This is a genomic window from Thioclava sp. F34-6 (assembly GCF_002213235.1).
Classification (GTDB): domain Bacteria; phylum Pseudomonadota; class Alphaproteobacteria; order Rhodobacterales; family Rhodobacteraceae; genus Thioclava; species Thioclava nitratireducens.
In genome coordinates this window covers 70,533-88,767 of sequence record NZ_NBOA01000004.1, presented here as the reverse complement: position 1 = coordinate 88,767, position 18,235 = coordinate 70,533, and the positions used below count along the sequence as shown (strand labels likewise).

The following is an 18,235-nucleotide window of genomic DNA, read 5'->3' as shown; positions in this document are numbered from 1 at the left end:
CCTACGCGTCGAGCAGCTTGGCCACGGCCCGCAGCTCGAATTTCTGGATCTTCCCGGTCGAGGTTTTCGGCAGTTCGGAGAAGACCACGCGCTTGGGCGTCTTGAAGCCCGCGAGCCGCTCGCGGCAGAACTTGATCAACTCCTCTTCCGTCGCCTCCTTGCCCTCCTTCAGCTCGACGAAGGCGCAGGGCACCTCGCCCCAGGTCTCGTCGGGCTTCGCTACGACCGAGGCGAGCGAGACCGCCGGGTGGGCGCAGATCACGCCTTCCACCTCGACCGAGGAGACGTTCTCCCCGCCCGAGATGATGATGTCCTTCGCGCGGTCGGTGATCTTGATGTAGCCGTCGGGATGCATGAAGGCGATGTCGCCGGAGTGGAACACGCCGCCCTCGAAGGCCTCGCGCGTCGCCTGCGGGTTCTTGAAGTAGCCCTTCATCACCATGTTGCCGCGGAAGACGATCTCGCCCAGATGCTGAGCGTCGCGGGCGACCTCCTTGCCCTGATCGTGAACGGTGACCTGTTCGAGCATCGGCATCGACACGCCCGTGCGCGCCTTCAGTTCGGCACGTTCCTCGCCGGTTGCGCCGTCCCAGGATGGCTTCCAGGTGCATTCCACGGCAGGACCATAGGTTTCGGTCAGCCCGTAGACTTGCGTGACGTTGAAGCCCAGCGGTTCGATCGCGGCCAGCGTCGAGGCGGGCGGCGGGGCGCCGGCGGTGAAGACTTCGACCACGTGATCGAAGGGGCGGCGATGCTCGTCCTTGGCGTTGACGATGGTGTTGAGCACGATCGGCGCGCCACCGAAATGCGTCACCCCGTGATCGGCGATCGCGTCATAGATGTTCTTCGCGGTCACGTCCCGGCAGCCGACGACCGTGCCGCCCATCATCGGGGCCATCCAGCTATGGGTCCAGGAGTTGCAATGGAACAGCGGCACGATGGTCAGCAGAACCGGGTAAAGCTGCATCCGCCACGAGATCGCGTTCGCCTGCGTCGAGAGATAGGCGCCGCGGTGGTGATAGACGACGCCTTTGGGCTTCCCGGTCGTGCCGGAGGTGTAGTTGAGCGCGATGCTCTCCCATTCGTCCTCAGGCATGATCCAGTCGAACATCGGATCGCCCTCGGCTACGAGCGCCTCGTATTCGAGGTAATGCCCGGTCGGCTCGAACCCGTGATCGGGGTCGGCCACCTCCACGATCTGCGGCGCGGGGCCTTTCATCTTCTTCACGGCTTCTTCGGCCACCGGCAGGAAGGCCACGTCGCAGAGCACGATCTTCGCGCCGCCATGTTCGAAGATATAGGCGACGGTATCGACATCGAGCCGTGTGTTGATCGCGTTCAGCACCGCGCCGCAGGCGGGCACGCCGAAATGCGCTTCGATCTGGGGCAGGGTGTTGGGCAGGATCGTCGCTACCACGTCACCCGAGTTCACGCCGCGCGCCTTGAGCGCCGAGGCGAGCTGGCTCACGCGCGCGTGGTAATCGACGTAATTATAAGAGCGGCTGCCGTAGATCACCGCCAGCCGCTCGGGGAAGACCTCCAGCGCGCGGTTGAGATGCGACAAAGGTGTAAGCGGGGCGTAATTCGCCGCGCATTTCTCCAAACCCGTCTCGTCGGCAAGCCAGCCCATGAAAACCTCCTCCTCAATTGTTCGGGCATCTTCAGGCGGCTCCGCGCGAAAGAAAAGGGGGTTTGCGTCATCTTTCGTCAGAGATAGTGTCTCGCGCATGATCGTTTCGCATGGCCGTCGCTATATCTTCGTTCACATCCCGAAGACGGGCGGCACGGCGCTGACGCTCGCGCTGGAGGACCGCGCCATGGCGGACGATCTTCTGATCGGAGACACGCCCAAGGCGCAGCGGCGCAAACGCAGGCTGGCGGGCCGCGAGACGCAAGGGCGGCTTTGGAAGCATTCCACGCTGAGCGACGGGCTGGGGCTCTATACGGAAGAGCAGGCTCGGGCCTATTTCACTTTCACACTTGTGCGGAACCCGTGGGATCGGGTCGTCAGCTACTACCATTGGTTGCGCGAGCAGCAGATGGCGCATCCGGCCGTGGCGTTAGCAAAGTCACTCAGCTTTTCGGACTTCATAAACCATCCGCACACCCAGGCATCGCTCGCGGCGGCCCCTTATGGCAGCTACACGCGGCTGCCGGACGGGGAGGAGATTTGCGACCTTTATATTCGCCTTGAAGATGTAGAGGCCGATGCCGCACCCCTCGCGACGCATCTGGGGTTTTCCGTGACGCCCTTCGCGCGATCCAACATTTCCGCGCGGAAGCGCAACTGGCGCGAGTATTTTTCGGATGCCGACGCTGAAGCGGTTTCAAAACTCTGTGCCGAAGACATCGCGCGGTTCGGTTACCGATTCTAAATTTTCGCGCGATTGCAGATTGCGACGCATTTTGGGCCATTCTTACGGGCGGTGAACGCGTCCCTATCCAAAAAGATAGGTCAATCGAGCGTGTCCCCTATCCAAAAAGATAGGTCAATCACGGGTCCGTGAGCAACTTACTGTCCGAAAGTATAGGTTTGCCACATTTCGGTCACCTTTCGGCCCCGGAAACTCCCTAGGAATCAATTGATCTGGGTAGGACCAAGAAATGGCCTCGCCGACTTTCAGAAGGAAGACCGACATGACCCGCAGTGCAACGACGACCTGGGACGACGATTGCGCCTTTGATACCGCTCTGGCGGGCGCAACCTCCGGGCGAATGCTCGACAACGGAGCTGCGTCGGGAATCGTCGCCGGAACGCGCATCGCCACCGCCATGGGCTGGCGCCCGGTGGAAGCGATCGCAGCCGGTGACATGGTCATGACTTTCGACAGTGGCCTGCGTCCCGTCGCGGACGTCAAACGGACTCAACTCTGGCTCGGTCACGGGCGTTGCCCGGACCATCGCAAGCCGCTCGCCGTGCCGGTCGGCGCGTTGGGCAACAAAACCCCGATGCTGCTTTTGCCTGAACAGAACATGATGGTGGAAAGCGACATGGCCGAGGCAATTTACGGTGACCCCTTCGCCGTGATCCCCGCTTCGGCACTTGAAGGCTATCGCGGGATCGATCGGATTACACCCCACCGTCCGATCGACGTGATCGTGCTGGAGTTTGAGGAGGAGGAGATCGTCTACGCTAATGGTTCTGGCATGGTCCATTGCGGTTCGGTCAACAGCCACCGGCTCGAAGCGCTCTTCGACGATGATGCGGGCCCGAACTACGAGACGCTGTCGCTCGAGATGGCGCGCTCGATCGTCGCGGGGCTGATCGACGAAGATCTGACCGCACATGCTTACGCGGCAGAGTGATAGCCCGGCCTGATCCCCTCCTGAAATTCTGACAGGCCGAACGCCGCACCCCCAGACCAGGGTGCGGCGTTTTCCTTTGCCCGGGAATAGGCGAACGCTTCGGCGCAGAGGAAGGCGCGCGCATAGAAAAACGCCGGGGCCTTTCGGTCCCGGCGTTCTGGTTTTCTGGCGCCGTCGGATCAGGCGGCTTTCGCGGCCTGACCGTCGCCGAAACGACCATAGAAGGTGTCACCCTTGGCTGCGATGTCGCGCAGCAGGGCGGGGGCTTCGAAGCGCGGACCGTATTGCGCGGTGAGCGCCTCGCAGATCTCCACCGCCTTGCCGGCGCCGAGGATGTCGAGCCACGAGAACGGGCCACCCGACCACGGGGCGAAGCCCCAGCCGAGGATCGCGCCCACGTCACCCTCGCGGATGTCTTCCAGCACGCCCTGCTCAAAGGCGCGCACGGCTTCCAGCACCTGCGCCATCAGGAGGCGATGCTGCACGTGATGCACGTCGGGCTGCTCGTCGGCGCGCGGGAACTTGGCGTCGAGCCCATCCCAGAGGCCTTGGCGTTTGCCCTTGTCGTCATAGTCGTAGAAGCCCGCGTTCGACTTGCGGCCCATCCGGCCTTCGTCGGCCATCCAGAACAGCACGTCATCGACCGCCTCATCGGGATAGGCATCGCCCATCGCCGCCTTGGTGGCCTTCGCGATCTTCACGCCGAGGTCGATCGAGGTCTCGTCTACCAGCTGCAGCGGTCCGAGCGGCATGCCGACCATAGTCGCGGCGTGTTCCACCAGCGTCGGGTTCACCCCTTCGGCCACCATGCGAATCCCCTCGTTGATATAGGGGATGATGCAGCGGTTGGCGTAGAAGAAGCGCGCGTCGTTCACCACGATCGGCGTCTTGCGGATCTGGCGCACGAAGTCGAGCGCCTTGGCCACGGCCACAGGACCGGTTTCGGCACCCTTGATGATCTCGACCAGCATCATCTTGTCGACGGGCGAGAAGAAGTGGATGCCGATGAACTGCTCGGGGCGTGCGCTGGCCTTGGCCAACTCGGTGATCGGCAGGGTCGAGGTGTTGGTCGCGAAGATCGCATCCTGCGGGATGACGGCTTCGGCTTTCTTGGTGACCTCGGCTTTGACGCCCGGATCTTCGAACACCGCTTCCACGATCAGGTCGCAGCCTTCCAGCGCGGCGTAATCGGTGGTCGCGTTGATCAGGCCGAGCGTCTTGGCCTTGCCCTCTTCGGTGACCTTCTTGCGCGAGATGCCCTTGTCGAGGATGCCTTCGGAATAGGACTTGCCGCGATCGGCGGCCTCTTGGCTGTTGTCGATCAGCACGACTTCGATACCGGCCTTGGCTGAGACATAGGCAATGCCTGCGCCCATCATGCCCGCGCCGAGGATGCCGACCTTCTTCACCCTCTGGTCCGACACGTCGGGACGGTTCGCGCCCTTCTCCAGCGCGCCCTTGTTGATGAAGAGCGAACGGATCATCGAGGTCGACGACGGGTTCAGCAGAACGTTGGTGAACCAGCGCGCCTCGATCTTGATCGCCTGATCGAAGGGCACGAGCGCGCCTTCATAGACCGCCGACAGAAGCGCCTTGGCCGCCGGATAGATGCCCGCGGTCTTGCCATGCACCATCGCGGAAGCACCGACGAAGGTCATGAAGCCCGCCGGGTGATAGGGTGCGCCGCCGGGCATCTTGAAGCCCTTCGCGTCCCACGGTTTGACCAGATCGGCGTCTTTCGCGGCCAAAACCCATTCCTTCGCGGCGGCTAGCGGATCCTCGACGACCTCGTCGATCAGGCCCGCAGCTTTCGCCTTCTTGGGGTCCGAGAGCTTGCCTTCCAGCAGGAAGGGCGCCGCCGCCATCGCGCCGAGCTTGCGCGAGACGCGGGTGGTGCCGCCGCCGCCGGGGAAGATACCGACCATGATCTCGGGCAGGCCGATCTTGGCCTTCGGGTTGTCAGCGACAAAAGTGCGGTGCGTCGACAGCGGCAGTTCCAGACCGATGCCGAGCGCGGTGCCGGGGATCGCGGTCGCGATCGGCTTGCCGCCCTTGTTGGTCTTCGGGTCCATGCCGGCGCGCTCGATCTTGCGCAGGACATGGTGCATCTGCATGACCCCGTCGAAGATCGCCTGAGCGCCGCCTTCGCGCATCTGCGCGATGACGTTGAGGTCCATGCCGCCCGCGAAATCGGGCTTGCCGGAGGTAATCACGACACCCTTCACGGCGTCATCCGCCAGCGCCTTGTCGATGAAGCTGTCGAGAAGCGCGAAGCCCTCCATGCTCATCACGTTCATCGACTTCTCGGGCACGTCCCAAGTGATGACGGCAACGCCGTCGCTGCCAAGTTCGTATTTGAAATCAGCCATTTGTTCCTCCCTCACACGCGCTCGATGATGGTCGCGGCGCCCATGCCGGACGCAACGCAGAGCGTGGCCAGACCGGTGTTCAGGTCGCGGCGTTCGAGCTCGTCCAGCAGTGTGCCGATGATGATCGCGCCGGTGGCGCCGAGCGGGTGGCCAAGCGCGATCGCGCCGCCGTTGACGTTGACCTTCGATGCGTCGACCTGGAAGGCCTGCATGAAGCGCAGCACGACCGCAGCAAACGCCTCGTTCACCTCGAACAGGTCGATGTCGGAGATCGACATGCCCGAATCGGCGAGGATCTTTTCGGTCACGGGCACCGGGCCGGTCAGCATGATCGTCGGATCGGTGCCGATCTTCGCGGTGGCGCGGATGCGCGCGCGCGGCTTGAGGCCATGCGCCTCACCGAATTCCTTGTTGCCGATCAGCACGGCGGCGGCCCCGTCCACGATGCCCGAGGAGTTGCCGGCGTGATGGACGTGGTTGATGTGATCGAGGTGCGGGTATTTCAGCATCGCGACCTTGTCGAAGCCGGGCATGACCTCGCCCATTTCCTTGAAGGACGGCTTCAGGCTGCCGAGCGATTCCATCGTCGTGCCCGGACGCGGGAATTCGTCCTGCTCGAGAATGGTCAAACCGTTCTGGTCCTTCACCGGCACGATGGATTTTGCGAAACGGTTTTCCTTGATCGCCTCCGCCGCACGGCGCTGCGATTCCACGCCGAGCGCGTCGACGTCTTCGCGGCTAAAGCCGTATTCGGTGGCGATGATATCGGCCGAAATGCCCTGCGGGACGAAATAGGTCTTCATCGCGAGCGACGGGTCCACGGCGATTGCCGCGCCGTCCGAGCCCATCGCGACACGGCCCATCATCTCGACGCCGCCTGCGATATAGCCCATGCCCGCGCCGCCGCGCACCTGGTTCGCGGCGAGGTTCACCGCTTCCATGCCCGAGGCGCAGAAGCGGTTGATCGACAGGCCCGGGATGCGCTCGTCGAGATCCGACAGAAGCACCGCCGAGCGCGCAAGGCAGCCGCCCTGCTCCATCACCTGGGTCGCGTTGCCCCAGATTACGTCCTCGACCGCATGGCCTTCGAGGTTGTTGCGCTCGGCCACCGCGTTCAGCAGCCGCGCGGACAGCGCGACCGAGCTGACCTCGTGCAAGGAGCCGTCCTTGCGGCCCTTGCCCCGCGGAGTGCGGGCTGCGTCATAGATATAGGCTTCCGTCATGGTTCCTCCTCACGCCCGGTCGGAAGGATTGCCGGGCATCAAATCATAGGGGTGTTTCCAACCGGGCAGGGCGGCAATGCCATCCAGCCAACGGTCGATATTGGGGAATTCCTTGCGGTCGAACCCAAAGGGCTCGGGGTAGTAGAGATAGCCGCAGCAGGCGAAATCGGCCAAGCTGGGCTGGTCGCCGACGACCCAGTCGCGACCCTCCATATGTTTCTCCAGCGTCTTGATCGCGGTCAGCACGCGGCCCTTGAGCCAGCCGATCGCTTCTTGCGGACGCTTCTCTTCGGGCAGGAAGTTCATCAGGAAGCGCAACCCGCCTTGCTGGCCCGAGCCTTTCTGCGCATCCCAGAACATCCAGCGCAGCATTTCGTTGCGGTCCTCGGCGAGGAATTTGCCGGTCTGCTCCGCGATGTGAAGTTGGATGACGCAGGATTGCGACAGGGTCAGGTCGCCCTCTTTGAAGACGGGCGCCTCGGCCATTTCGTTCAGCGCCTGGTATTCGGCGCTGCGCGCCTCGCCGTTGAAGAAATCGACATAGACCGGCTCCCAGTCGTAGCCCGCCAATTCCATCGTCAGCGCCGCCTTGTAAGCGTTCCCCGACTCTCCGAAGCAATAAAGTTGTGCCGCCATTCGTTGCGGTCCTCCCTGATCACGATGCCAATCTGGCCCCTAAGTGACGCGAACGTAAGCCCCTCGTGGGCATTCCGCCGCAACGTCATTCGATCACGACGTTGCGTCCAACGCGAGGGAGAGGGTGACGTTCCGTTGCGAGAGGTGAACGGACGTGAACGGAAAGCACGGAAAAAGCGAGAGGAGCGGCGCGGTTAGCGCACCGCCTGCATCGTTCCCTTGGGAAACTCGATTCCTTCGAAATCGGGATACACCTTGCGCAATACCGCGATCTGCGCCGGGCTGTCGATGCGCACAAGATACCATTCCTCGCCATCCTGCAGCGCCAGCGTGGTATTGGTCGAGCGCACCTTGCCCATATCGGGCACCTCCATCACCGTCGATGTCGGAATCTGCGCATAGGCCCGGCCCGAAGACGTCTCGCCGGTTTTCATTTCGTTGGTGTTCATCTCGAACTCGTCGATCGTGACCGAGGCCATCGCGTCGTTGATCTGCTTGCGCATGATCTCTTCGAGCTGTTCTTTCGGTACGCCCGTCTGATCCGCGATGGCCTGCATCATCTTCGGCGGCACCGTGTCGAAGAAGACCGAGTAGTCCTTCTCTTCCACCGCCTTGGTGAAGCCCGCGACCTCCTGCGTGACAGCGTTGCGGTCGGCGGAGTCGAAGGCAAAGGCGGGCAGGGCCGAGACGGCAAGGGATGCGACAGCGAAAGCGAGAGACAGGCGGGTCATGGATGTCCTTTCGAAATCAGGCTTTGCGCTCGCCAAGCTCGGCCTTGAACAGCCGCAGGCGGTGGTTGAGATTTTCCTCGTGGGTGACGGAGTTGAAATGCTCGAACAGGAAGGTCAGCGCCTCGTCGGGCGTGATTTCCGCCTCCTGCGCGAAGCGGTTGAGGCTGCGATAGGCGTCATTGGTCATGGCGACGGGAAAGCGACGGGTCAGGCGCAGTCGTTTGGGCATTCAGGCTCCGGGGCAATGTAGCGCGGGAAGGCGCGTCAGGTTGCGCGCAGCTTAGGAAGAAACCTGCGCGCTGGCCAGACCGCCCGTGCTCCGAAGCCAAGCATCGGGACCGCGCCTAGAGGTCGTCCCAATCGCTCAGCCCGAGCTTGTTCTTGCGGTGGATCTGCCACAGCGCCATCAGCGCCCCGAAGGCGAGCGCCGAGATCACCAGCGTTACCAGATGCGGCGCGTAGGACATGCCCTCCGTCGCGCTCAGCAGATGATCCACGAGGAGCTGCGCCACCGCGAACCCGGCGCCGAAGATCAGCAGGTTCTGCTTCCAGTCGAGATAGGGAATCGGGCGCGGCTCGAAGCCCAGCCAATGCAGTACCCGCGCGCCCATGGAAGGGCGGGTCGAGCGGAACACGCCCCGCGCCCGCAGCTCTGCGAGCGCGGCATCGTATCGGCGGTGGGTTTCTGCGTTATTGAGATACATGGCGGCGGGGCTCGGCGGGAATCGTGTCTCGGTTGAGATTCCGAGGTTAGACTTGCATGGCCGCAAAACAATCGCCCGGCGCTACACTTCGCCTGACATGGCGGTGATCGAAAATTGAAACGGCGGGCCGAGGCCCGCCGTTCATTTTCGTTTGATCCGTTCGTCTCAGAACTGGTCGTCGGTCAGCGCCATGACCGGGTCCGCACCGCTCTCGATCCGCGCCAGATGCATGGCGCAGGCGGGAAGCTGACGCGCCATGTAGTAGCGGCCCGTCGCGATCTTGCCTTCGTAGAAGGCAGTGTCCGACGCCCCGTTGTCGAGCGCGGTGAAGGCGGCTTTCGCCATCCGCGTCCACATCAGGCCGAGGCAGACGTGGCCCATCAGGTGCATGAAGTCATAGCTGCCCGACAGCGCCGCGTTCGGGTTTTTCATGCCGTTCTGCATGAAGAACATGCCCGCGGTCTGAAGCTGCTTGGAGGCGTTCTTCAGCGCATCGGTGAAGGGCTTCATCCGCTCATCGTCGTCATGCGACTTGCACTCTGCCTTGACCATCTCGAAGAAGGCCATGACGTGCTTGCCACCGTCGGCTGCGAGCTTGCGGCCCACGAGGTCGAGTGCCTGAATGCCGTTGGCGCCCTCGTAGATCATCGCGATGCGCGCGTCGCGCACATGCTGCGACATCGGCCAGTCCTCGGTATAGCCGTGGCCACCGAAGACCTGCTGCGCGGAGACGGCGGTCTCGAAGCCCTTGTCGGTAAGGAAGCCCTTGATGACCGGGGTCATCAGCGAGATCAGACCTTCGGCTTCGGCGTCGTTGAGCCCATGGGAGCGGTCGATCAGATGCGCGCCCCAGAAGGTGAAGGCGCGGGCGCCCTCTACGAAGCTCTTCTGGTCCATCAGCATCCGGCGCACGTCCGGGTGCACGATGATCGGATCGGCGGCCTTCTCGGGCGCTTTCACGCCGGTCACGTCGCGACCCTGAATGCGGTCCTTCGCGTAAGCCACGGCTTCCTGATAGGCGGCTTCGGCCACGGCATAGCCCTGAAGGCCGACGCCGAGACGCGCTTCGTTCATCATGGTGAACATCGCGCGCATCCCCTTGTGGAGATCGCCCAGCAGCCAGCCCTTCGCGCCGTCGTAGTTCATGACGCAGGTCGCGTTGCCGTGGATGCCCATCTTCTCTTCGAGCTTGCCGACCGAGAGCGAGTTGCGCTCGCCCAGCGAGCCGTCCTCGTTGACGAGGAATTTCGGCACGATAAAGAGCGAGACGCCCTTGGTGCCTTCGCCACCGCCCGGCGCTTTCGCCAGCACGAGGTGGATCACGTTATCCGACAGGTCGTGATCGCCCGCCGAGATGAAGATCTTGGTGCCGGTGATCGCGTAGGAGCCATCATCCTGCGGCTCGGCCTTGGTGCGCATGAGACCCAGATCGGTGCCGCAATGGGGCTCCGTCAGGTTCATCGTGCCGGTCCAGTCGCAGGTGACCATCTTCGGCAGATAGGTCTGCTTCTGCTCGTCCGTGCCGTGGGTGTGGATCGCCGAATAGGCGCCGTGGGTCAGGCCCTGGTACATGTTGAAGGCCATGTTGGCCGAGACGAACATCTCGCCCACCGCGCAGTTCAGCAGGTAGGGCATGCCCTGACCGCCGAATTCAGGATCGCAGTCGAGCGCGGTCCAGCCGCCCTCTTTCATCGCCTCGAACGCCTTGTCGAACCCTTTGGGCGTGCGGACCACGCCGTTTTCGAGCACGCAGCCTTCCTTGTCGCCCACCTCGTTCAGCGGGGCCAGCACCTCCGACGAGACCTTGCCCGCAGCGTCGAGAACGGCTTCGGTGAAGTCGCGGTCCATTTCTTCGTAACCCGGCACGTCCGAATCCGAAACCTTGAGCAGGTCATGCAGCACAAACTGCATGTCTTTGGTGTTGGCGATAAAGCTCGACATGGTTCGCTCCCTTTAGTCGTCGCGGATCAGGCCGCGTCGTCGTGGCGCGCCTTCTCCAGTTCCTTCTCCGCCCACTCGATCTGACTGGCCAGTTCGTCGATCGCCTGACCCAGTTCCTCGCGTTGGCGCGTCATTTCCTCCAGACGTTGCTGTGCGAGCTTGATCGTCTCGTTCAGCTGCGTCTTCTGCTTGTCGCCCATCTCGTAGAGGTCCAGCAGCTGGCGGATATCCTCCAGCGAAAACCCGAAACGTTTGCCGCGCAGGATCAGTTTCAGCCGGGCGCGGTCGCGCCGCGTAAACAGCCGTTTCTGTCCCTCGCGAATGGGAAACAGCAACTCCTTGCTTTCGTAGAACCGCAGGGTGCGCGGGGTCACCTCGAAGGCATCGCACATCTCGCGGATCGTCATTACTGTGTCGGTCATACTCTCTGCCTCGCGTTTCCTTTGCGTAATGCGACGCGGCAGATCGTCTGTCCGCAGTCACAATACAAGACTTCTTTACGTTCGCGTCACCGTAACGTGGCGTCACGAATCCAATGACGTAATGTCAGGGAATTTTTACCGTACGGTAAAGCAAGTTTCTTTCGTCGAAACTGGCCATAATCGTCAAGCTCACAAGGCGTTCACACGACCTCGCTGACGTTAAGGAATGCATTTCAGGCTCAAGAATCAAGAGTGTCCTGAACCTGATCACGCAATTGTCGGAGGTCGTCGATTGCCGCGTCCAATTCTTCGCGTTGTCGCGTCAGCACGTCAAGCTGCCGGTCGGCCAGTTCGACCCAGACGCGGTTCTGCTCTTCGGTGCCTTGCTGATCATAGATCAGCAGCCATTGGCGCAACTCCTCGAGCGAGAAGCCAAATCGACGCCCGCGCAAGATCAACGTCATCCGCGCGATTTCGCGCGGGCCGTAATAGCGCGAGCGGCCTTCCTTCTGGGGATTGAGAAGCTCGATATACTCGTAATAGCGCAGCGTGCGCGGGGTCACGTCGAACCGCTCGCACATCTCCTTGAAGGACAGTAAGTCTGACATCTATTCGGCCTCCCGATCCGGGCGAGAAGCTAGCGCGCCGGGCTTCAGGCTGCAAGCAAAGCCAGCCCTCGCCCGGCGGGCTGCAGCTTATATTTCGATCGCTTTGAGCATCTCTGGTTCGATGACATCCACCCCCGGCAGACCGTCGATCAGCGCCTGCGCGGATTGCTCCAGCGCATCGAAGGTCTTGTAGTGGCAGGGGATGACCGTCTTGAAGTTGAAATACTTCTTCGACGCCCAGGCCGCGCGCTTCATGTCCATCGTGAAATGGCCGCCCGCCGCGAGGATGCCGATATCGGGATTGTGCAGTTCACCCATCCAGTCCATGTCGGCCATGATGTCGGTATCGCCGCTGACGTAGATCGTGTGGCCCTCGGCCTCGATCATGAAGCCCGCGGGCTGGCCCGCATAGGCCGGGTTGCCGTCCTTGTAATCGACCGAGGCGGAATGGGTCGCGTTCACCATCGTGACCTTCACACCGCCCAGATCGACCGTGCCGCCCTTGCCGAAACCGACCGTCTCGGCCCCCTCGGCCCCGAGCATGATCGACAGCTCGTGGATGCAGTAGATCGGGATATCCAGTTCCTTCGCGATCGGCACCGCGTCCGAAGCGTGATCGCCGTGGCCGTGGGTCAGCAGCAGATGCGTCGCACCCTCGATCGCCTCGCCGCGCTTGTCGTCGGGAAAGACCGGCGAGCCGGTGAGGAACGGATCGAGCAGGATCACGGCGTCGCCGGTTTCGATGCGGAAGCCGGAATGGCCGAGCCAGATGAGTTTCATATGGATTTCCTCCGTTAGGCACTTCGGTTGTGACAGGGTGACGTATAAGCCCTGCGCATGTTCCAAGATTAGCGCGCAAATTCGCGTGGGACAGGGCAGGGGCGCGCCGATGCCGGGGCGCGGCGCTTGAAAGCCCCAGTGGCTCGGGCTAAACCGCCTTCCAAGACAAGCGGAGAAGCACATGTCCATCGATATCGACACCGCCCGCAAAGTGGCGCATCTGGCCCGGATCCGGGTGCCCGAAGACCATCTGCCCGAGCTCGCGCAGGAACTCTCCAGCATCCTGACCTTCATGGAGCAGCTCAACGAGGTCGACGTTGAGGGCGTCGAGCCGATGACCTCCGTGACGCCGATGCGCCTCAAGCGCCGCGTCGACGAGGTGACCGATGGTGGTTATCCCGAGAAAATCCTCAAGAACGCCCCCGATGCCCGCGAGGGCTTCTTTGCCGTGCCGAAGGTGGTCGAATGAGCCTGAACAAACTGACGATTGCCGACGCGCGCGATGCGCTCAAGAAGGGCGATGTGACTTCGGTCGAGCTGACCGAGGCCTGCCTGGGCGAAATCGAAGGCGCAGGCGCGCTGAACGCCTACGTGCACAAGACCCCTGAGATCGCGCTGGAGCAGGCCAAGGCCGCCGATGCGCGCATCAAGTCGGGCGACGCGCCCGCGATGTGCGGCATCCCGCTGGGGATCAAGGATCTTTTCGCGACCAAGGGTGTGGCGACGCAGGCCGCGTCGAACATCCTCGACGGGTTCAAGCCGGAATACGAATCCACCGTCACGCAGAACCTGTGGGACGCGGGCGCGGTGATGCTCGGCAAGCTGTCGATGGACGAATTCGCGATGGGCTCGTCGAACGAGACCGCCTGCTACGGCCCTGCGGTGAACCCCTGGAAGATCGATGACCGGAAACTGACCCCGGGCGGGTCTTCGGGTGGTTCGGCCGCGGCTGTGGCTGCCGACCTGTGCCTTGCCGCGACCGGCACGGATACCGGCGGCTCGATCCGCCAGCCCGCCGCCTTCACCGGCATCGTCGGCATCAAGCCGACCTATGGCCGGGTCTCTCGCTGGGGTGTGGTGGCCTTCGCCTCTTCGCTTGATCAGGCGGGTCCGATGACCAAATCGGTGCGCGACGCGGCGATCATGCTTGGCACGATGTGCTCGCACGATCCGAAGGATTCGACCTCCGCCGATATTCCGGTCCCGGATTTCGAGGCCGCGCTGACCGGCGACATTCGCGGCAAGAAGATTGGTATCCCGAAAGAATACCGCATCGATGGTATGCCCGCCGAGATCCAGAAGCTCTGGGACGACGGCATCGCGATGATGAAAGATGCGGGGGCCGAGATCGTCGATATCTCGCTGCCCCATACGAAATACGCGCTGCCCGCCTATTACGTCGTGGCTCCCGCGGAAGCCTCGTCGAACCTCGCGCGCTATGATGGCGTGCGCTACGGCCACCGCGCCAAGCTCGCGGCAGGCGAGGGCATCGTCGACATGTACGAGAAGACCCGCGCCGAAGGCTTCGGCCCCGAGGTGCAGCGTCGCGTGATGATCGGCACCTATGTGTTGTCGGCAGGCTTCTATGACGCCTATTACAACCGCGCCCGGAAAGTGCGCGCCTTGATCAAGCGCGACTTCGAAGAAGTTTTCGCGCAGGGCATCGATTCGATCCTGACGCCTGCCACCCCGTCTGCCGCTTTCGGTCTGGGCGAGATGGACGGCGCCGATCCGGTCGAGATGTATATGCAGGATGTGTTCACCGTGACGGTGAACCTTGCAGGCCTTCCCGGCGTTTCGGTGCCGTGCGGGCTGGACAGCAAGGGCCTTCCGCTGGGGCTGCAACTCATCGGGCGGCCCTGGGAAGAGGGCGATCTGCTGAACCACGCCCACGTCCTCGAACAGGCCGCGGGCTTCTCGGCCAAACCGGAGAAATGGTGGTAACATGAAACAGGCACTCGCGATCCTCGGCGGCGTTCTGGCCCTCTCGGGCTGTATCTCTTCGATCCCCGACAGCGGCCCCGAAGCCCGTCGCGAGGCCGAACTGCGCGGCCAGCCCATCGTGCCGCCCTCGGCACAAAGCGTCCTGCCGACCGACAACGGCTCGACCAACCCCGATGCGCCCGGCGCGCCGCTGAACGCGACCGGCACGGCGACGCCCGGCACGACCAACGCGCTTTCCGCACCGACCATCGATGCGGGCGGCACCATCGGCGACAATCCTTCGACCTCCAGCTCCGACAGCAGCGACAATAGCGGCGCCGCGATCGGGGCAGATGCGATGGCCGCGCTGCAGGAGACCGACGCGTCGAACAGCACTGCCGGTTCCAGCACCATGGCCAGCTCGCCGAACTTCGACACCACCGCGTCGAGCAGCGCGCCCGCGCAGAACACGATCAGCAATCAGGACAGCTCGGGGCCGAACCTCGCTGCCTATGCGCTGTCGGTGTCCAACCGTCCGGGCGACTCGGTCTACAAGCGCTCGGGCATCAAGCTGACCTCGTCGAGCAAGGCCTGCGCGAAATACGTCTCTGCCGATCAGGCGCAACGCGCCTTCCTCTCCGCAGGCGGGCCGCAGAAAGACCGGCTGAACCTCGATCCCGATGGCGACGGTTTCGCCTGCGACTGGGATCCGACGCCGTTCCAGACCGCGCGTCAGTGAGCGCCGACTGGCCCTCGCCCAATTACGGCCCGCGCCGCGAGGGGGCGGTGCCGGAACTGATCATTATCCATTACACCGCGATGTGGTCCTGCGAGGCCGCGCGGACGCGCCTTTGCCTGCCCGAGGCGGAGGTCTCCGCGCATTGGCTGATCGGGCGTGATGGCTCGGTCGAGCAGCTTGTCCCAGAGGAGATGCGCGCCTGGCATGCGGGCTTGGGAAGCTGGCAGGGGCTGGGCGATGTGAATTCGCGCTCGATCGGTATCGAACTGGACAACGAGGGCGATCGTCCGTTCCCCGAGCCGCTGATGGCGTCACTGGAAGAGCTGCTGCGGCAGATCATGCGCCGCTGGGAAATTGCACCCGAGAACGTCATTGGCCATTCGGATTTCGCGCCCGAGCGCAAGATCGACCCGGGCCCGCGTTTCGACTGGCAGCGCCTCGCGCGGCAGGGACTGGCGATCTGGCCGGAGCGGGGCGCTGCTGCGCCCGCGGTCGATCCCGAGAGTTTCCTCGCACTGGCCTCGAGCCTTGGCTACCCGGAAGCGCCGCTCGCGACGATCCTGCCAGCCTTCCGCCTGCGCTTCCGCCCGCGCCATGAGGGGCCGCTGGATGCGGTGGACATGGCGCTGGTCGCCGATCTGGCGAGCCGCTTTGGCGCAGATGGCGGGGCGTGGCGATCAAACTGAGGCCGGGAGCGGGCTCTGCCCCCCGGTCGCCGGACGGCGACAGATTTGAAGACGGAGGGGGCTCTGCCCCCGCTCGCGATGCGAGCCCCCCGGGATATTTCTTCCAATCCGAAGAGTTGATCAGAGCGCCGCGGCGAGCCGGGTGCCCTGATCAATGGCGCGTTTCGCGTCGAGTTCCGCCGCCACATCCGCGCCGCCGATCACATGCGGGCTGCGACCCGCCGCGATCAGCTGATCGGCCAGCGAGCGGTCCGAGAGTTGGCCCGCGCAGAGCACCACCGTATCGGCCTCGATCAGCGTCGGGTTCTCGCGCGCCTCACCGAAAGTGACATGCAGCCCCTCGGCGGTGATCTTCTCGTAATTCACGCCGCCGATCATTTTCACGTCCTTCATATGCAGCGCCGCGCGGTGAACCCAGCCCGTGGTCTTGCCGAGGCGGCGGCCGAGCTTTTCCTTCTTGCGCTGCAGCAGCGTCACTTCGCGGGCTGGGGCTTCGGGCTCGGGCTTCGTCAACCCGCCCGGCGTCTGCGCCGGATCGCCGACGCCCCATTCGCGCTTCCACTCTTCCAGATCCAGCGTCGGGCTTTCGGTCACCGTCAGGAATTCGGCCACGTCGAAGCCGATGCCGCCCGCGCCGATCACCGCGACGCGCTTGCCGGCGGTGACGCGGCCCTTGAGGATGTCGATGTAACTCACGACCTGCCCGCCCTCGATCGGGATTTCCGGGTCGCGCGGCTGCACGCCGGTTGCGATGATGATCTCGTCGAAGGGGGCGAGGAGATCGGGCGTGGCCTCGGTCTCCAGCTTCACCGTCACGCCGGTCTTCTCGATCATGGTCTTGAACCAGTCGGTGAGCCCGTGGAATTCCTCCTTGCCGGGGATCGCGCGCGCCATGGTCAGCTGCCCGCCGAGCTCCGAGGCGCGGTCGAACAGGGTCACGGCATGGCCACGCTCGGCCGCGGTGATCGCGGCAGACAGGCCCGCCGGGCCCGCGCCGACGACGGCGATGGATTTCGGCGCCTCGGTCTTGGTGATGACGATCTCGGTCTCATGCGCGGCGCGCGGATTCACGAGGCAGCTCGAGACCTTGCCCTGGAAGGTGTGGTCCAGACAGGCCTGATTGCAGGCGATGCAGGGTGCGATCTCGGCGGCGCGGCCCTCTTTCGCCTTCACCACGAAATCCGCATCGGCGAGGAAGGGGCGCGCCATCGACACCATGTCGGCGCAGCCGTCGCCCAGCACCTCTTCGGCGACTTCAGGCGTGTTGATGCGATTGGACGTGATGACCGGGATCGAGACCTCGGGCTTGAGCCGCCCGGTGAGCCAGGTGAAGGCCGCCCGCGGCACCGACGTCACGATGGTCGGCACCCGCGCCTCGTGCCAGCCGATGCCGGTGTTGAGCATCGTGGCGCCCGCTGCCTCGACGGCTTTCGCGAGGGTGACGACCTCTTCCCAAGTCGAGCCGTCGGGGATCAGGTCGATCAGCGAGATGCGGAAGATCACGATGAAATCGGGGCCGACCGCTTCGCGCACGCGCTTGACCACTTCGACGGGCAGGCGCATCCGGTTCTCGAACGAGCCGCCCCAACCGTCTTCGCGCTTGTTGGTGTGGCGTACGAGGAACTGGTTGAGGAAATAGCCCTCGGAGCCCATCACCTCGACGCCGTCATAACCCGCCTCGCGGGCGCGCGCGGCGGCGGTGGCGATGTCGGCGATCTGCTTCTCGATCCCGGCTTCGTCGAGCTCTTTCGGCGGGAAAGGCGAGATCGGGGACTTGATCGCAGAGGGCGCCACGCAATCGGGGCCATAGGCATAGCGCCCGGCGTGCAGGATTTGCATCGCGATGCGGCCGCCCGCTTCGTGAACGCGGTCGGTGATGATCTTGTGATGCGCGATGTCCTCGGGGGTGAACAGCCCCGCCGCGCCGGGAAAGACGCCACCTTCGTTATTAGGGGCCATGCCGCCCGTCACCATCAGCGCGACACCGCCGCGCGCGCGTTCGGCATAGAACTCGGCCACCGCATTCCAGTCGCCGCGCTCTTCGAGATTGGTGTGCATCGAGCCCATCAGCACGCGGTTCGGCAGCGTCACGTGGCCCAGATCGAGCGGCGTGAAGATATGCGGATATTGGCTCATGTAACCCTCCCTGATTTGGCCCGCACTCTGC

18 protein-coding genes are annotated in these 18,235 nt (G+C 63.7%); 6 read left to right on the top strand and 12 right to left on the bottom strand.

The window, feature by feature from the left end; genetic code table 11:
• Nucleotide 1 precedes the first annotated feature (1 nt).
• A complete protein-coding gene (locus tag B6V72_RS09340) occupies nt 2–1,630 on the bottom strand; it encodes an AMP-binding protein (protein ID WP_088727657.1) in 1,629 nt (542 codons plus the stop codon).
• A 97-nt stretch (nt 1,631–1,727) separates the two neighbouring features.
• On the opposite strand from B6V72_RS09340, the gene B6V72_RS09335 reads away from it, so the two are divergent.
• Together B6V72_RS09335 and B6V72_RS09330 are read left to right on the top strand one after the other, a co-directional pair.
• Complete coding sequence (locus B6V72_RS09335) at nt 1,728–2,375, top strand: sulfotransferase family 2 domain-containing protein (RefSeq protein ID WP_088735396.1); 648 nt, start codon at nt 1,728–1,730, stop codon at nt 2,373–2,375.
• A gap of 262 nt (nt 2,376–2,637) precedes the next feature.
• A complete protein-coding gene (locus tag B6V72_RS09330) occupies nt 2,638–3,306 on the top strand; it encodes a Hint domain-containing protein (RefSeq protein WP_075775367.1) in 669 nt (222 codons plus the stop codon).
• A gap of 179 nt (nt 3,307–3,485) precedes the next feature.
• Here B6V72_RS09330 and B6V72_RS09325 read toward each other — a convergent pair whose 3' ends face one another.
• From B6V72_RS09325 to B6V72_RS09280, 10 genes are all read right to left on the bottom strand, one after another.
• The gene (locus B6V72_RS09325; protein WP_088735395.1) at nt 3,486–5,675 is read right to left on the bottom strand and encodes a 3-hydroxyacyl-CoA dehydrogenase NAD-binding domain-containing protein; all 2,190 of its coding nucleotides are present in this window, start codon (nt 5,673–5,675) and stop codon (nt 3,486–3,488) included.
• A gap of 11 nt (nt 5,676–5,686) precedes the next feature.
• Nucleotides 5,687–6,898, bottom strand: a complete 1,212-nt coding sequence (locus B6V72_RS09320; protein ID WP_075775369.1) for an acetyl-CoA C-acetyltransferase — start codon at nt 6,896–6,898, stop codon at nt 5,687–5,689.
• 9 nt (nt 6,899–6,907) lie between these two features.
• A complete protein-coding gene (locus B6V72_RS09315; RefSeq protein ID WP_088723114.1) occupies nt 6,908–7,534 on the bottom strand; it encodes a glutathione S-transferase family protein in 627 nt (208 codons plus the stop codon).
• Between the two features lie 194 nt (nt 7,535–7,728).
• Nucleotides 7,729–8,265, bottom strand: coding sequence for a hypothetical protein (locus tag B6V72_RS09310; protein ID WP_088723113.1), 537 nt, complete (start codon nt 8,263–8,265; stop codon nt 7,729–7,731).
• A gap of 16 nt (nt 8,266–8,281) precedes the next feature.
• Nucleotides 8,282–8,494, bottom strand: coding sequence for a hypothetical protein (locus tag B6V72_RS09305; protein WP_075775372.1), 213 nt, complete (start codon nt 8,492–8,494; stop codon nt 8,282–8,284).
• 115 nt (nt 8,495–8,609) lie between these two features.
• Nucleotides 8,610–8,969 (bottom strand): DUF6404 family protein, encoded by a 360-nt coding sequence (locus B6V72_RS09300; protein WP_075775373.1) that lies wholly within the window; start codon nt 8,967–8,969, stop codon nt 8,610–8,612.
• A 165-nt stretch (nt 8,970–9,134) separates the two neighbouring features.
• Nucleotides 9,135–10,910 carry an acyl-CoA dehydrogenase C-terminal domain-containing protein gene (locus tag B6V72_RS09295; RefSeq protein ID WP_075775374.1) on the bottom strand — a complete coding sequence of 592 codons (1,776 nt, stop codon included), beginning with the start codon at nt 10,908–10,910 and terminating at the stop codon, nt 9,135–9,137.
• Between the two features lie 26 nt (nt 10,911–10,936).
• Entirely contained in the window at nt 10,937–11,332 is a 396-nt protein-coding gene (locus B6V72_RS09290; protein WP_075775375.1) for a MerR family DNA-binding transcriptional regulator, read from the bottom strand.
• Between the two features lie 239 nt (nt 11,333–11,571).
• Nucleotides 11,572–11,940, bottom strand: coding sequence for a MerR family DNA-binding transcriptional regulator (locus B6V72_RS09285; RefSeq protein WP_075775376.1), 369 nt, complete (start codon nt 11,938–11,940; stop codon nt 11,572–11,574).
• A gap of 87 nt (nt 11,941–12,027) precedes the next feature.
• A complete protein-coding gene (locus B6V72_RS09280) occupies nt 12,028–12,720 on the bottom strand; it encodes a metal-dependent hydrolase (RefSeq protein ID WP_075775377.1) in 693 nt (230 codons plus the stop codon).
• Between the two features lie 181 nt (nt 12,721–12,901).
• Between B6V72_RS09280 and gatC the strand changes: the two genes are divergently transcribed.
• Genes gatC through B6V72_RS09260 form a run of 4 tightly spaced genes read left to right on the top strand, consistent with a single transcriptional unit; the run spans nt 12,902 to nt 16,068 of the window.
• Entirely contained in the window at nt 12,902–13,189 is a 288-nt protein-coding gene (gene gatC / locus B6V72_RS09275; protein ID WP_075775378.1) for an Asp-tRNA(Asn)/Glu-tRNA(Gln) amidotransferase subunit GatC, read from the top strand.
• Nucleotides 13,186–14,664 carry an Asp-tRNA(Asn)/Glu-tRNA(Gln) amidotransferase subunit GatA gene (gatA, locus tag B6V72_RS09270; protein ID WP_075775379.1) on the top strand — a complete coding sequence of 493 codons (1,479 nt, stop codon included), beginning with the start codon at nt 13,186–13,188 and terminating at the stop codon, nt 14,662–14,664. Before gatC ends, gatA begins: the two co-directional genes overlap by 4 nt.
• A gap of 1 nt (nt 14,665) precedes the next feature.
• Complete coding sequence (locus tag B6V72_RS09265; protein WP_075775380.1) at nt 14,666–15,382, top strand: hypothetical protein; 717 nt, start codon at nt 14,666–14,668, stop codon at nt 15,380–15,382.
• Nucleotides 15,379–16,068 (top strand): N-acetylmuramoyl-L-alanine amidase, encoded by a 690-nt coding sequence (locus B6V72_RS09260; protein WP_240497710.1) that lies wholly within the window; start codon nt 15,379–15,381, stop codon nt 16,066–16,068. The genes B6V72_RS09265 and B6V72_RS09260 overlap by 4 nt, the downstream gene beginning before the upstream one ends.
• Before the next feature lie 120 nt (nt 16,069–16,188).
• Here B6V72_RS09260 and B6V72_RS09255 read toward each other — a convergent pair whose 3' ends face one another.
• Nucleotides 16,189–18,204 carry an NADPH-dependent 2,4-dienoyl-CoA reductase gene (locus tag B6V72_RS09255; RefSeq protein ID WP_088735394.1) on the bottom strand — a complete coding sequence of 672 codons (2,016 nt, stop codon included), beginning with the start codon at nt 18,202–18,204 and terminating at the stop codon, nt 16,189–16,191.
• Nucleotides 18,205–18,235: the final 31 nt, after the last annotated feature.

What these genes read in the sequence shown, in the direction of transcription:
- B6V72_RS09340 (WP_088727657.1), bottom strand. Translation starts at nt 1,630, where the DNA reads ATGGGCTGGCTTGCCGACGAGACGGGTTTGGAGAAATGCGCGGCGAAT.
- B6V72_RS09335 (WP_088735396.1), top strand. Translation starts at nt 1,728, where the DNA reads ATGATCGTTTCGCATGGCCGTCGCTATATCTTCGTTCACATCCCGAAG.
- B6V72_RS09330 (WP_075775367.1), top strand. Translation starts at nt 2,638, where the DNA reads ATGACCCGCAGTGCAACGACGACCTGGGACGACGATTGCGCCTTTGAT.
- B6V72_RS09325 (WP_088735395.1), bottom strand. Translation starts at nt 5,675, where the DNA reads ATGGCTGATTTCAAATACGAACTTGGCAGCGACGGCGTTGCCGTCATC.
- B6V72_RS09320 (WP_075775369.1), bottom strand. Translation starts at nt 6,898, where the DNA reads ATGACGGAAGCCTATATCTATGACGCAGCCCGCACTCCGCGGGGCAAG.
- B6V72_RS09315 (WP_088723114.1), bottom strand. Translation starts at nt 7,534, where the DNA reads ATGGCGGCACAACTTTATTGCTTCGGAGAGTCGGGGAACGCTTACAAG.
- B6V72_RS09310 (WP_088723113.1), bottom strand. Translation starts at nt 8,265, where the DNA reads ATGACCCGCCTGTCTCTCGCTTTCGCTGTCGCATCCCTTGCCGTCTCG.
- B6V72_RS09305 (WP_075775372.1), bottom strand. Translation starts at nt 8,494, where the DNA reads ATGCCCAAACGACTGCGCCTGACCCGTCGCTTTCCCGTCGCCATGACC.
- B6V72_RS09300 (WP_075775373.1), bottom strand. Translation starts at nt 8,969, where the DNA reads ATGTATCTCAATAACGCAGAAACCCACCGCCGATACGATGCCGCGCTC.
- B6V72_RS09295 (WP_075775374.1), bottom strand. Translation starts at nt 10,910, where the DNA reads ATGTCGAGCTTTATCGCCAACACCAAAGACATGCAGTTTGTGCTGCAT.
- B6V72_RS09290 (WP_075775375.1), bottom strand. Translation starts at nt 11,332, where the DNA reads ATGACCGACACAGTAATGACGATCCGCGAGATGTGCGATGCCTTCGAG.
- B6V72_RS09285 (WP_075775376.1), bottom strand. Translation starts at nt 11,940, where the DNA reads ATGTCAGACTTACTGTCCTTCAAGGAGATGTGCGAGCGGTTCGACGTG.
- B6V72_RS09280 (WP_075775377.1), bottom strand. Translation starts at nt 12,720, where the DNA reads ATGAAACTCATCTGGCTCGGCCATTCCGGCTTCCGCATCGAAACCGGC.
- gatC (WP_075775378.1), top strand. Translation starts at nt 12,902, where the DNA reads ATGTCCATCGATATCGACACCGCCCGCAAAGTGGCGCATCTGGCCCGG.
- gatA (WP_075775379.1), top strand. Translation starts at nt 13,186, where the DNA reads ATGAGCCTGAACAAACTGACGATTGCCGACGCGCGCGATGCGCTCAAG.
- B6V72_RS09265 (WP_075775380.1), top strand. Translation starts at nt 14,666, where the DNA reads ATGAAACAGGCACTCGCGATCCTCGGCGGCGTTCTGGCCCTCTCGGGC.
- B6V72_RS09255 (WP_088735394.1), bottom strand. Translation starts at nt 18,204, where the DNA reads ATGAGCCAATATCCGCATATCTTCACGCCGCTCGATCTGGGCCACGTG.